Genomic DNA, 12109 nt, shown 5'->3' with positions numbered 1-12109 from the left:
GGCCAGGCCCGTGAGCCTGGTAGCCGCTCAGCCCTAACATGGCGGCAGCACCAGCACGGCGATCCCGCCGAGCACGATGATGGTCAGGAACAACAGGTTGGACCAGACGCCCACCACGGCGAGCATCCGGGACCGACCGTACGCCCGGTCCTCGGCACCGGTTGCCTGCGCCCGCGCGGTCCGCTGCCACACCAGCGCGGCGACGCCCAGAGACCCCACGGTGACCAGAGCCGGAATCACCACCGCAAGGCCGACGGCCTGCCACAGCGGTACGGCGAAGACGTGCTCGGTGCCGGCAGCGCAGACGAGTTCGTCTAGGCCCCAGGCGGCGAACACGTGCACCGTCCACGCGGCGGCGCCGCCGAACACGCCGTACCAGAGCAGCAGCCCACCGCTCAGCCGCGTCTGGGGACCGGGCCCGGTGTCCATCACGACCGCGGGGAGAGGTAGATGGTGAACAGGATGGCCACCCACACCAGACCGACGAAGTGCCAGTAGATCGCGACGTTGCGGACTCGTTCGTGCAGGTGGGCGCCGAAGCTACCGTCGCGCAGGGCGACGGCGAGCAGCCAGCCGAGCATCGTCAGTCCGACCAGGACATGCAGGCCGTGGAAGCCGGTGATCAGGTAGAACAGCGAGCCGTAAACGTCGGTAGTCATGGTGAAGTGCCCGAGTTTTTCCGCGTACTCCCCGGCCAGCATGGCCAGGAAGATCACCCCGAGCACCATGGTGGCGGCCAGCCCGGCGCGCAGCCGCCACCCCTGGCCGCGGCGGATGCCGTGTTCCGCCCACACCACGGGCAGGCTGCTCGGCACCAGCACCGCGGTCATCACCAACGGCGTCAGCAGCTCGGGGCTACCGATGCCCTCCGGCGGCCACTGCGGGCCGTACTGGAAGCGGAGGTAGAAGTAGCTGCCGAGCAGATAGGCGAAGAGGGTGGCCTCGGTGGCCACGAACATCACCATGCCCCACCAGCTGGCCGAGCGGCCGACCGGCAGTTCCGTGCTCAGCGCCTCGGCCCCGGTGGCCGCCGCCACGATCCCACCCCGGCCCGTCATGCCGCCGCCCCGAGTTCCTCGTCCGAGCGGCGGTGCGGCCAGAGCCAGACCGCGATCGTGGCCACCACCGCCACCACGGTGACGGCCGCCAGCGGGTACCAGGCCAGAAGCATGGCGGTGAAGAAGACCAGCAGCGCGCCGGCGAGCACGAGCGGCTTCAGCGTCGACTCGGGCATCTCCACCACCCGTTCCCGGTTCGCGTCCAGCTCGCTGGTCACCAGGGTGCGACGCCCGTCGCTGAGGACGCGGTCCTCAGTCGCCCCCACGCCGGTCGACTCGGCCGTCCGCTCGTCCCAGACCGGGTGCAGGCTGTGTACCCGGGGCAGGACCGGAAAGTTGTACGGCTCGGGCGGCGACGCAGTCGCCCACTCCAGACTGTCGCCGTCCCACGGGTTGGCCGGGGCCGGTCGACCGCGGCGCAGCGCGTGCACCACCCCGATGAGCACGAGCAGCAGCCCGACAGCCAGCACGTACGACCCGAGGGTGCTGACCAGGTTCCAGCCGTCCCAGCCGGGCAGGCTGGGGTAGGTGTAGACCCGCCGGGGCATGCCGAACAGGCCGTAGAGGTGCATCGGGAAGAAGGTGCCGTGCATGCCGGCGAAGACCAGCCAGAACGCCCACCGGCCCAACCGCTCGTGGTACATCCGCCCGGTGATCTTCGGCAGCCAGTAGTAGACCCCGGCGAGGATCGGGAAGACCGCGCCGCCGACCAGCACGTAGTGGAAGTGCGCCACCACGAAGTAGGAGTCGGTGACCTGCTGGTCGAAGGCGGTCAGCGCGAACATCGCGCCGGTGAAGCCGCCGAGCACGAAGGTGACGATGAACCCGATGACGTACAGTAGCGGCACCCGGATCACCAGCCGGCCGAGCAGCATGGTGGCCAGCCAGGCGAAGATCTGGATTCCGGAGGGAATCGTGATGATCGAGCTGGCCGCGCTGAAGAAGCTGTAGGACAGCTGCGGCAGCCCGGTGGCGAACATGTGGTGCACCCAGACCCCGAACGAGATGATGGCGATTGCCACGATGCTCAGCACGACCAGCGCGTAGCCGACCACGCCCCGGCGGGTGAACGCGGGCAGCACCGCGGAGACGATGCCCAGGGCGGGTAGCACGATGATGTAGACGTCGGGGTGTCCGAAGATCCAGAACAGGTGCTGCCAGAGCAGCACGTTCCCGCCGGCCGACGGGTCGAAGAAGTGGGTGCCGAACCGGCGGTCGAGGAAGAGCATGGCGTTGTCCAGGTTCAGCGCCGGCAAGGCGAAGATCACCATGAATGCGGTGGCCACGATCGCCCAGACGAAGATCGGTACGCGGTTGAGGGACATCCCCGGGGCGCGCAGCTTGAGCGAGGTGGCGATGAAGTTGATCGACGCGGAAGTGGTGGAGATGCCGAGGAACAGCAACCCGAGCGCGTAGACGTCGATGTGCAGGCCGGGTGTGTGCTGCTCATCCGCGAGCGGCACGTAGGCGAACCAACCGTCGTTGGGTGCGGCGCCGAACGGCAGGCTCGCCCACATGAACAGCCCGGCGAACAGGAACACCCAGTAGCCGAACGCGTTCAACCTCGGGAACGCCATGTCCCGCGAGCCGATCATCAGCGGCACGAGGAAGTTGCCGAAGCCGAAGAGCATCGGCGTGGCGAACAGGAAGATCATCGCCGTGCCGTGCATGGTGAACAGCTGGTTGTAATCCTCCGGCGAGACGACCCCCGCCTCGGGGCGGGCCAACTGGGTACGCATCACCAGGGCGCTGAGTCCGGCGAGGACGAAGAAGAACGCGGCGGTGACCAGGTAGCGACAGCCGATCCTCTTGTGGTCGACGGTGCTGAACCAGGCCCGCAGCGAAGCGCGCTCCCCCCAGTGCTCGGTCAGCCGCGCCAGGTCGGCCCGGCTGGCGCCGGCCGGCGGTGTGGTGGTCGTCGACAAGTTCCCCACCTACTCGAGCGACCGGAGGTACGCGATGAGATCGGGCAGCTGGGCGGCGTCGACCGGCTGCGGGGGCATGGCGTTGCCGGGCTTGTAGGTCTGGGCGTTGGCGATCCAGCCGCCGAGGTGTCCGGCGTTGTTGGGCGCGGCCCCGGCGCCGAGGCTCCACCGAGAGCCCACGTTCGACAGGTCGGGGCCCGCCGTGCCATGCGCGCCGGTGCCCCGGATGGCGTGGCAGGCGGCGCAGCTGCCCTGGAGGAACGCCTGCTGGCCGCGACGCTCGGCCTCGGTCGTGGGCGGACGCGCCGGAGCGTTCAGCCGGGCCAGCCATGTGTCGAAGTCGGCGCGGGGTTGCGCCACGACCAGGAAGGCCATGTGGGCGTGCTGGGTGCCGCAGTACTCGGCGCACTGGCCGCGGTAGCTGCCGGCCCGCTCCGCCCGCAGCCAGGTCTCCCGGGTTTCGCCGGCGATCAGGTCCATCTTCGGCATCAGCTGCGGCACCCAGAAGCTGTGCAGCACATCGTCGGTGCGCAGGCGCACGCTCACCCGCTCCCCCACCGGGATGTGGATCTCGTTCGCGGTGACCCCGGACGTGCCGGGGTAGCGCACCTCCCACCACCACTTGTGCCCGGTCACCTCGACGGTCAGGGCTTCCGGGCCCGGGCCGTCGCCGAGCGCGGCGAGATCCCGCAGGCCCACCCCGTAGACGGCGACGAGGATGACGAAGGGCAGCCCGGCGCCGGCGATCGTGACGAAGCGCAGCGGCTGCCCGTGGCGTACCCGCACGGTACCCCGGCGGAACACGAGCGCCCAGACCAGCAGCGCCATCACCTCGATGAACACCGCCATGGAGATCCAGAACAGCAGCCACCACAGGCCGGCGACACGGGCTGCCCCGGTGCCGGCGGGGTTGAGGGCCGAGGGTGCGTCGCCGGCGCATCCGGCGAGCAGCACAACGGCGTACAGCGCCGTCAGTACCGGCAGCGGACGGCGTTGCCGGCGCCGCCCAGCGGGCCGCGCCGCACGCATGGCCGTCTCGACTGTCGTCTCCACCGGAAGCGACACTAGACGCGTTTGTTCCACTCATGTCCGTAATACGCGATTAGCCGGCGACTGGGAAGAATTGCCCTTATTGTGGACGCGTCAGTCCCGCAATCCGCCAAGCGCTCACGGGCGTGGACAGGGAGATCATGCGATCCGCCATGGTGGACCTTGCCAGCGACACCGCCAGCGGCGCAGCCGCACGTCGGACCATGGCCTGGCTCGCCGGTGGGCTCGCCACGGCGGCGGCGGTCACCTGCGGCTGGCTCGCGCCCCCCGACCATGTTCAGGGTCACGCGCAGCGGCTGATGTACCTGCATGTCCCCGCCGCTTGGGTGGCCTACGCCGCGTTCGCGGTCGTGATGGCGGCCAGCGGGGCGTACCTGATCGGCGGCGACCTGCGCTGGGACCGGTTCGCCCGGGCCGGCGCGGAGATGGGAGTGGCCCTGACCGCGGTCACCATCGCCACCGGTTCGCTCTGGGGACACCTGGTCTGGGGCACCTGGTGGGCGTGGGACCCTCGGCTGGTCAGCACCGCCCTGCTGCTGCTCGCGTACGCGGGCTATCTGGCCCTTCGCTGGGCGGTGGGCGAACGGACCGGGGCGCGCGACGGCGGTGACCACCGGGTGGCACGGCCGGCAGCCCTGGTCGGCCTGGCCGGCTTCCTGCTCGTCCCGGTGGTGCACTTCTCCGTCGTCTGGTGGCGGTCACTGCACCAGCAGGCGACCGTGCTGGCTCCACAGCGTCCGCCGATCGATCCGCGGATGGGTGCTGCCCTGCTGCTCGCCGTGGCCGCCGCGACCCTTGCCGCGCTCTGTGTCCTGCTGCACCGGGTGCTCCGGCTGGAGCGGCAGCTGACCTACGACGCGGCCCCCGTGCCCGAACGCGTTCCGGTGCGGGTCGGATGATCCGTCGCCGGCTGGGCCGCACCGCCCTCGTCGCCGTGCTGCTCGCCGCCTGCGCGCTGCTGGTCACCGGCGCGCTGCGGGACACCCTTACCTACTACCGCACTCCAGGCGAGGTGCTCGACGATCCGGACGCGACCCGCGAACGGGTACGCCTCGGCGGCGACGTGGTGCCGGGGTCGCTGCGCCACAGCGGAGACCTCGTGGTGTTCCGCCTCGCTGAGGGCGGCCGCGAGGTCACCGTCGAGCAGCGGGGCACGCCGCCGCAGACGTTCCGGGAGGGCGAGGGTGCGGTCGTCGAGGGCATCCTCTCGGCGGACGGAGTGTTCCGCTCGGACCACGTCGTGGTCCGGCACGGCAACGAGTACCGCCCGTCCACCTCGCCGGCAGGGCCGGTCGATGCTCGGTGACCTCGGCACCGCCAGCCTTACGGTCGGCCTGCTCTGCGCCACCCTGACCGCCCTGCTCTGGCTGCGGGTGGCGCTGTTCGCCACGCCCACCCGATGGGCCCGCCTCGGCACCGTCGCGACCCTGGCAACCGCCGCCGTTGCCTGCGCACTGCTGGAGACGGCCCTGCTCCGGCACGACTTCAGCGTCCGGTTCGTGGCCGAGAACGGCGGACGTCAGGTGCCGTTGTACTACACGGTCACCAGTCTCTGGGCGGGTCTGGAGGGCTCTCTGCTGCTCTGGCTGCTGGTCCTCGGCGGGTACGCGGCACTGCTGTCCCGCCGCCGGTACCCGGCCCGACTGCACGCATTCACCATGGTGGTCGTCAGCACGGTGAGCATGTTCTTCTTCGCGCTGTCCGCCTTCGCCGCGAACCCGTTCGGAGGGGTCAGCCCCGTGCCCATGGACGGCCCGGGGCCGAACCCGCTGCTGCAGCAGCACCCGGCGATGGGCGTGCACCCGCCCCTGCTCTACGCCGGCTACATCGGCCTGGTGGTGCCGTTCGCCTTCGCGCTCGCCGCGCCGCTGGCCGGGCGGGAGGGGCGTGGCTGGTTACGGGCCGCGCGCCCCTGGGCGCTGGTCGCCTGGGCGGCGCTGACCGCCGGCATCGGGCTGGGCGCCTGGTGGTCGTACGCGGTGCTGGGCTGGGGTGGCTACTGGGCCTGGGACCCGGTGGAGAACGCGTCCCTGCTGCCCTGGCTGACCGCCACCGCGCTCCTGCACACCGCAGCGGGCCGCAGCGCGGACCGGGCCGCGTGGAACGTGGTGCTGGCCTGTGCGAGCTTCCTGCTGGTGCTGCTGGGCACCTTCCTCACCCGCTCCGGCGCCGTGTCCAGTGTGCACGCCTTCACCGACTCACCGCTAGGCCCGGTGCTGTTCGGCTTCGTGGTGCTGGCGGTCGTCGTGTCGACCCTCCTGACCGGATGGCGCGTCCCCGAACGGGCCCGCCACGCCGGCACACCGTTGCTGTCCCGGAACACGGCCGTGCTGGCCAACGGCGTGCTGCTGGTGACGATCGCGGCGGTGGTGCTGATCGGCACGATCTTCCCGCTGCTCTCCGGCCCGCTCGGCGGCGTGCGCACCTCGGTGGGTCCGGCCTACTACCAGCGCACCGCAGTGCCGCTGGCGGTCACGGTGCTGCTGGTGATGGGCGTGACGCCGGCGCTGTGGGTCCGCGACCGGACGTCGGCGCTGCGGCGACTCGTGGTGCCCGCCGGCATGGCGCTGGCCACCGTCGCCGTGGTGGGGCTGCTCGGCCGGCCCGGTCTGCCCGCACTCACCGCGTTCGGCGCGGCGGCGTTCGTGCTCACCGGCGTGGCCGGAGAGCTGGCCGACCGGCTACCGCGCTCCGGCGGGAACCGGAGACCCGGCAGGGCTGCCGGACTGGTCGCGCACGCCGGGATCGCCCTGGTCGCGGTGGGCGTCGCGGGATCCTCCGCGTACGGCCGCGACGCCGAACGAACCATCCGCACCGGGGAGGCGCTACGGGTGGCCGACGTGTCCGTACGCCTGGTCGGCGTGGACCGCAGCGCGGGCAGCGGCGGCATGACAGTACGGGCGCGGCTCCGGCTCACCGAAGCGGGCGGCGGGGAACGAGTCGTCGGGCCGGCACTGCGCTACCACGCCGCCCGGGACACCGCTATCACCGCGCCGGTGATCCGCACCGGACTGCTGCGGGACACGTACGTCACCCTGATCGCGGTCGCCCCGGACAGCGGCAGCGCGACCGTACGGCTCGCCGTGAACCCGCTCGTCGGGCTGCTCTGGGCCGGCGGCACACTGACCGCCGCGGGCGGACTCCTGGCGGCGGTCCGCACCGCCCGCCCGCGACGCCGGGACGTCGTCGCCGCGCCGCCTGACCCGATCGCCGCCGGGGCCCGGTGATGACTCGCCGCCGCCTGCTACGCCCCGGCCCGGCGCTGATGCTGGTGCTCACCGTCGCCGTCGGCACCGTGGTCGCTCTCGGCCTGCGGTCACCCTCGACGCCGCTGGACGCCGGGGCCCCCAGCGGCCTCACCCCCGTGCCGGCCCCGGCGCTCACGGGCACCACCCTGGATGGTGGCCGGTTCGACCTGACCGACGCCCGTGGCCACGTGCTGCTGGTCAACGTGTTCGCCTCCTGGTGCGGCCCGTGCCGGGACGAGCTGCCGCTGCTGGTCGAGACGCAACGGCAGTGGTCGCCCCGCGGGCTGCGGCTGGTGGGACTGAACATCCGGGACGGCGCAGAGGCGGTCCGGGCACTGCTGGACGATACCGGCGCACGGGAGTTCACCGTGCTGCCAGACCCGGACGGCGCCCGGGCGATCGACTGGGGCGTCCGGGGAGTGCCGGAGACGTTTCTGGTGGACCGCGACGGCCGGATCGTCGACCGGCAACACGGCGTGGTCACCCGGCAGTGGCTTGAGCAGCGGGTCGCGCCGTTGCTGTCCGGATGAGATGGCGGGCGGCCGTCGGGGCACTCGTCCTCACGGCGCTGATCGCCGCCGCAGGAGCGGGGCTGATCCGGTCGGCCGGAGGCACCGGTCGGGACGACCCGGTGCGCGCCGTGGCCGGCGGTCTGCGCTGCCCGGCCTGCCAGGGTGAGTCGGTGGCGGACTCCCGTTCGCCGATCGCGGCGGCCATGCGGCAGGTGGTGGCGGACCAGCTGGCCCAGGGGCGGAACCGCGACGAGATCCGCCAGTGGTTCGTCCAGCGCTACGGCCCGGAGGTGCTGACCGACCCGCCGACCCGCCGGGCGGAGCTGCTGCTCTGGGCCGTACCCGCGCTGACCCTGCTGGCCGGCGGCTACGCGGCGTTGCGCACGCCGCGTTCCCGCCCGACCCCGTCCGCGCGGGGCACTGCGGCGCGGGCGGCGCCCACCGGTCGGGCCGCGCGCTGGGCATGGCGGGCGGTGTCGGTGGGAATGGTGAGCCTCGTCGTGTCGGTCGCGGTGGCCGCCAGCCGCCTGGACCGGCCGGGCCAGGATCCGGAACCGGCCGATCCCGTGACGGTCACCGTGCAGCTCGCCCGCGACCTCGAGGAGCAGGCCCGCTACGACGCCGCGGCGCGGATGTACCGGGAGGCGCTGCGAGACCGCCCCGACGATGCGATCCAGCTGCGGCTCGCCTTCGCCCTGCTGCGGGCCGGCGACAGCTCCGGCGCGAAGCAATCGGCACGCGAGGTGCTGGCCCGCTCCCCAGACTCCCCGGACGGCCTGCTCGTGCTCGGGCTGGCGCAGCGCGACAGCCGGTCCGCCGAGGCGGCGCGGACCCTGCGACGCTTCCTGACCATCGCTCCGGAGCACCCAGCCGCCGGAGAGATCAGCCGACTGTTGGCCACCGGCCCGTGACTCGTGACTCCCCGCCCCCGGTGGCCCGCTGGCCGCATGAACGGGCGCAGCGGTCGGGCGGTCCGTTGGCCTGGGCGGTGAGGAGATAGTTGTCAGCTGCAGGGCTCCACCGCAGGTCGACGGCTCCGCTGGTGGCGGCCGGGTTGCAGAACTGGAGGAAGCTGCGGTAGCCGAGCTTCTTCTCACTGGAGTCGGGCCGCGCCAGGAGAAGCTGATTCTTCGCCCTCCTGACCGCCAGGAAACCATGCTGACGGACAAGCGGCTGTTCCGGCGCCGCCCAGAAGAATGGAGACAACCATGGAAGGACCGCTGCGAACGGCCGCGACCCTGGCAGTCACGGCGGCGGCCGGCGGCGTGCTCGGCTATCTGGGACTGGTCACCGGCCGGCTCACCCTCGACCTCGGCGTCGGCCGGCGGGTACGCCCACTCGGGCCGCAGGTACTCGATATCGCCGCGCCCCGGGACCTGGTCTTCGACATGATCGCCCAGCCCTACCTCGGCCGGGCAACCAGGGCACAGCAGGAGAAGATCCAGGTGCTTGAACGCGGCGCCGGGATGGTCCTCGCCGCCCACCGAACACCGATCGGCCGTGGCCTGGTCACCCAGACAGTCGAGACGGTCGCCTTCGCCCGCCCCGCCACCGTCGACTTCCGCCTCGTACGCGGCCCGGTGCCACACGTAAGGGAACGCTTCACCCTCACCGGCGACGGCGACCACACCCGGCTGGAATACACCGGCGAAATGGGAACGGACGGCTGGGCGCTGGGAAACCGCTGGGCTGCAGTCGTGGCACAGCGCTGGGAGGCAACCGTCGCCGACTCACTCGCCACTGTGAAGTCCGAGGCCGAACGCCGGCACGGAGCCCACCGCAAAGCGTCCTTCGACCGCCGCCCGGACACCGCCGCCGAGCACCCCGGCTCCGGCCGGACCCAGTGACATCCCGGCCGCATCCTCAAGCCGGTGCCGCCACCACCGAACCGCACAGCAGCACGGTTTCGGCAACCTCGACGCTCAGGTCCGCCAGGTCCTGAAGTGCGAATGCAGGTGCCCCAGGCCCGACTCGCCCCCACCAACACCGTCGAGACCCCACACCGAAGGCACCACGGAAACGCCACGGCCACCGTCCGCGCCGGATGTCATCGAACGCCACGAGCTTGCCGCGTGCGACAAGCAGGTGAGGCGACGGACAAGCCCTCCTGATCGTTGAGCAAGTACGCCCGAGCCAGGCCGTGCGTCGTTGGAGGACAAGGTGCCGGATTATCCGAAGGCGATCGCCCCGGTCGACCGCGTTGAGCCGGTCCCCCGCCGGATCCGCGCCTACCTCGCCGGCGAGCCGGTGCTGGACACCACGCGGGCGCGGTACGTGTGGGAGTGGCCGTTCTACCCCCAGTACTACATCCCGCTCGCCGACGTGGACCGCAGCCTCCTGATCGATGAGCAGCGCACGGAACGGTCCCAGCGCGGAACGGCACGGCTGCACGGGCTGAGGGCAGGCGAGACCTCACGTCGTTCGTGCGGGCGGTTGTACGGAGACGACGCCCAACCCGGGTTGACGGACACCGTCCGGTTCGACTGGGCCGCCATGGACGCCTGGTTCGAGGAGGACGAGGAGGTTTTCGTGCACCCCCGAAACCCCTACGCACGCGTGGACGCGCTGCGGTCCACCCGCACCATACGGGTGGAACTCGACGGCGTCGTCCTGGCCGAGTCCGTATCGCCGGTGCTGGTCTTCGAGACCGGCCTGCCAACCCGCTACTACCTCAACCGGACCGACGTGAACTTCAGGCACCTCATCGCGTCAGCGACGACGACCTCCTGCCCGTACAAGGGCCGAACCAGCGGCTACTGGTCGGTCTGTGTCAACGACACGGTCCACTCTGACCTGGCCTGGTCGTACGACTTCCCCACCCGGCAGGTCCTGCCCATCGCCGGGCTGATCGCCTTTTACAACGAAAAGGTCGATCTGGTCGTCGACGGGGAACGACTCGCCCGACCGGCGACGCACTTCTCCTGAAGGAGAAGTGCGAACCGCCACGAGGCAGAGGGATACGCCGCGGCGACCCCTAGCAGCCGGAAAGCATCCGCGGGTCGAACAGGAACGGACCCCTTCGCAGCCGCCGAAGAGCTCGCCGTGCCAGAGGACCAGGTCACAGCGTTGCACGTGAGATCGGTGTCCCGGCCAGTGAGACATGCGCCGACGGTTGGACCGCGAGGCGTAGCGATGAGCGCCAATCGAGCTGTACCGACGCCGACGCAACGATGCGAGTCGGTACCGCCAGTGATGCTCGTCCGCCCCAGAGCGCCGGCGGCGTGACCACTTCGGACTTCTCTGGGAGCTCACGCCGACCCGCAAGCCTGCATAACCACAGGTCAGGGTTCCGACCTCCGCTCAACATCGGTGAGCACTTCGGACGCTGTGACCACTTCGCCAAGCTGCACCCAATCTGCACCCAGATGCAAGGCCGGGCCCTCCAACGGCTCCTTACCGCTCTGACCTGCGCATACTCCCCTGCCAGGCGACATAGAGCATCGTTGACTGCTGCTCAATGCGGCTGAGCACTCCGTGTGAAGCAGGACGCTGCATCCACTTTGACCTGCGGAAACGCACTACCGCAGGTGGGCGCGGTGCCGTTGAGTGCTTTTCGGTGCCGTTGGGTGCAGTCGACTGCCGTTTAGAGCACACGTCTGCTCCCATCCTGCTCCCCGATCCTCCTGCCCGGACTGGTGGGACGTGAAACGCGCTGTCGCGGCACATGAGCGCGGTCGCGCCGACGGGCGCGGCCTTGGGGAACCCGGCCAAGTCGTGGACGACCCGCAGCCGGTATGTCGATACACCCGGTCAGCGTCTGATCGTGCTCGGAGGTAGCGACTCTCGCCATTGGGCCAGTTGTTCGAAGGCATCGCTCAGTTGGCGGGCTACGTCGGGATCGGCGGTCGCGGAAACTTCGGCGGCGAGCACATCGGCGGGTAGCTGGCCGGACAGCCAGTCGGCGACCTCGCGCCAGAAGTCATTGTCCTGCCACGGTGAGACAAGAAGATCGCTGACGAGCACGGCGAGTTGCCGGGCCGCGGGTTCCCCACCGTGCACTGGCCACGCGGTGAGATAGGGCGAAACGCGCTGTCCGCATTCGGCTAGCGTGTCCAGCACCTCCCGCGGCTCACAGACGCTGGGCCACGTTGAGATGGTCTGCCGCCACCAGGCCCACGCGAAGTCGCTGATCACACGTCGTTCATCGTCCGCGCCCGACCGCCACAAGGGCGCCAGCCGAGCGGGCAGGAAGACGTGGTAACTCCAGTCGTTCATGTCCCCGGCAGCCACCAGCTCTAGTACTCCAGCCGGGGATGTTGACCTTGGCTGAGCTGCGGCGTGAGGCGGCGGGAGAACGAGAGCAGCCACCGTCGATC

The 12109-nt window shown here is 71.0% G+C and carries 12 protein-coding genes; 7 read left to right on the top strand and 5 right to left on the bottom strand.

Annotation, left to right across the window (positions count from 1 at the left end):
* Window positions 1–33: 33 nt before the first annotated feature.
* From ACTMS0_RS25755 to coxB, 4 genes are read right to left on the bottom strand one after another with little or no spacing between them, the layout of a single operon-like run.
* On the bottom strand, window positions 34–432 hold the full coding sequence (locus tag ACTMS0_RS25755; RefSeq protein ID WP_441157842.1) for a hypothetical protein: 399 nt from the start codon (window positions 430–432) through the stop codon (window positions 34–36).
* On the bottom strand, window positions 429–1058 hold the full coding sequence (locus tag ACTMS0_RS25750; RefSeq protein ID WP_441157841.1) for a cytochrome c oxidase subunit 3: 630 nt from the start codon (window positions 1056–1058) through the stop codon (window positions 429–431). The genes ACTMS0_RS25755 and ACTMS0_RS25750 overlap by 4 nt, the downstream gene beginning before the upstream one ends.
* Entirely contained in the window at window positions 1055–2983 is a 1929-nt protein-coding gene (ctaD, locus tag ACTMS0_RS25745) for a cytochrome c oxidase subunit I (protein WP_441157840.1), read from the bottom strand. Before ctaD ends, ACTMS0_RS25750 begins: the two co-directional genes overlap by 4 nt.
* A gap of 9 nt (window positions 2984–2992) precedes the next feature.
* A complete protein-coding gene (coxB, locus tag ACTMS0_RS25740) occupies window positions 2993–4036 on the bottom strand; it encodes a cytochrome c oxidase subunit II (protein ID WP_441157839.1) in 1044 nt (347 codons plus the stop codon).
* A gap of 137 nt (window positions 4037–4173) precedes the next feature.
* Between coxB and ccsA the strand changes: the two genes are divergently transcribed.
* From ccsA to ACTMS0_RS25705, 7 genes are all read left to right on the top strand, one after another.
* Window positions 4174–4932, top strand: a complete 759-nt coding sequence (ccsA, locus tag ACTMS0_RS25735; RefSeq protein ID WP_441157838.1) for a cytochrome c biogenesis protein CcsA — start codon at window positions 4174–4176, stop codon at window positions 4930–4932.
* Complete coding sequence (locus tag ACTMS0_RS25730) at window positions 4929–5339, top strand: cytochrome c maturation protein CcmE (RefSeq protein WP_441157837.1); 411 nt, start codon at window positions 4929–4931, stop codon at window positions 5337–5339. The genes ccsA and ACTMS0_RS25730 overlap by 4 nt, the downstream gene beginning before the upstream one ends.
* Window positions 5329–7260, top strand: coding sequence for a heme lyase CcmF/NrfE family subunit (locus ACTMS0_RS25725; RefSeq protein ID WP_441157836.1), 1932 nt, complete (start codon window positions 5329–5331; stop codon window positions 7258–7260). Before ACTMS0_RS25730 ends, ACTMS0_RS25725 begins: the two co-directional genes overlap by 11 nt.
* Window positions 7260–7811 carry a TlpA family protein disulfide reductase gene (locus ACTMS0_RS25720; protein WP_441157835.1) on the top strand — a complete coding sequence of 184 codons (552 nt, stop codon included), beginning with the start codon at window positions 7260–7262 and terminating at the stop codon, window positions 7809–7811. Before ACTMS0_RS25725 ends, ACTMS0_RS25720 begins: the two co-directional genes overlap by 1 nt.
* Window positions 7808–8704: a cytochrome c-type biogenesis protein CcmH gene (locus tag ACTMS0_RS25715; protein ID WP_441157834.1), complete on the top strand. Its 897-nt coding sequence runs from the start codon at window positions 7808–7810 to the stop codon at window positions 8702–8704. Before ACTMS0_RS25720 ends, ACTMS0_RS25715 begins: the two co-directional genes overlap by 4 nt.
* A gap of 297 nt (window positions 8705–9001) precedes the next feature.
* Window positions 9002–9640: an SRPBCC family protein gene (locus ACTMS0_RS25710; protein WP_441157833.1), complete on the top strand. Its 639-nt coding sequence runs from the start codon at window positions 9002–9004 to the stop codon at window positions 9638–9640.
* Window positions 9641–9953: 313 nt separating this feature from the next.
* Window positions 9954–10718: a DUF427 domain-containing protein gene (locus ACTMS0_RS25705; protein WP_441157832.1), complete on the top strand. Its 765-nt coding sequence runs from the start codon at window positions 9954–9956 to the stop codon at window positions 10716–10718.
* A gap of 825 nt (window positions 10719–11543) precedes the next feature.
* On the opposite strand, the gene ACTMS0_RS25700 is transcribed toward ACTMS0_RS25705, so the two are convergent.
* Entirely contained in the window at window positions 11544–12008 is a 465-nt protein-coding gene (locus tag ACTMS0_RS25700; RefSeq protein ID WP_441157831.1) for a hypothetical protein, read from the bottom strand.
* Window positions 12009–12109: the final 101 nt, after the last annotated feature.

It is taken from the genome of Micromonospora sp. H33 (genome assembly GCF_052068455.1).
Taxonomy (GTDB): Bacteria; Actinomycetota; Actinomycetes; order Mycobacteriales; family Micromonosporaceae; genus Micromonospora.
This window is presented reverse-complemented; position numbering and strand designations above follow the sequence as displayed.

Excerpts from the sequence above, each read along its gene's own strand:
- ACTMS0_RS25750 (WP_441157841.1), bottom strand. The coding sequence starts at position 1,058 with ATGACGGGCCGGGGTGGGATCGTGGCGGCGGCCACCGGGGCCGAGGCG.
- ccsA (WP_441157838.1), top strand. The coding sequence starts at position 4,174 with ATGCGATCCGCCATGGTGGACCTTGCCAGCGACACCGCCAGCGGCGCA.
- ACTMS0_RS25730 (WP_441157837.1), top strand. The coding sequence starts at position 4,929 with ATGATCCGTCGCCGGCTGGGCCGCACCGCCCTCGTCGCCGTGCTGCTC.
- ACTMS0_RS25725 (WP_441157836.1), top strand. The coding sequence starts at position 5,329 with ATGCTCGGTGACCTCGGCACCGCCAGCCTTACGGTCGGCCTGCTCTGC.
- ACTMS0_RS25720 (WP_441157835.1), top strand. The coding sequence starts at position 7,260 with ATGACTCGCCGCCGCCTGCTACGCCCCGGCCCGGCGCTGATGCTGGTG.
- ACTMS0_RS25715 (WP_441157834.1), top strand. The coding sequence starts at position 7,808 with ATGAGATGGCGGGCGGCCGTCGGGGCACTCGTCCTCACGGCGCTGATC.
- ACTMS0_RS25710 (WP_441157833.1), top strand. The coding sequence starts at position 9,002 with ATGGAAGGACCGCTGCGAACGGCCGCGACCCTGGCAGTCACGGCGGCG.
- ACTMS0_RS25700 (WP_441157831.1), bottom strand. The coding sequence starts at position 12,008 with ATGAACGACTGGAGTTACCACGTCTTCCTGCCCGCTCGGCTGGCGCCC.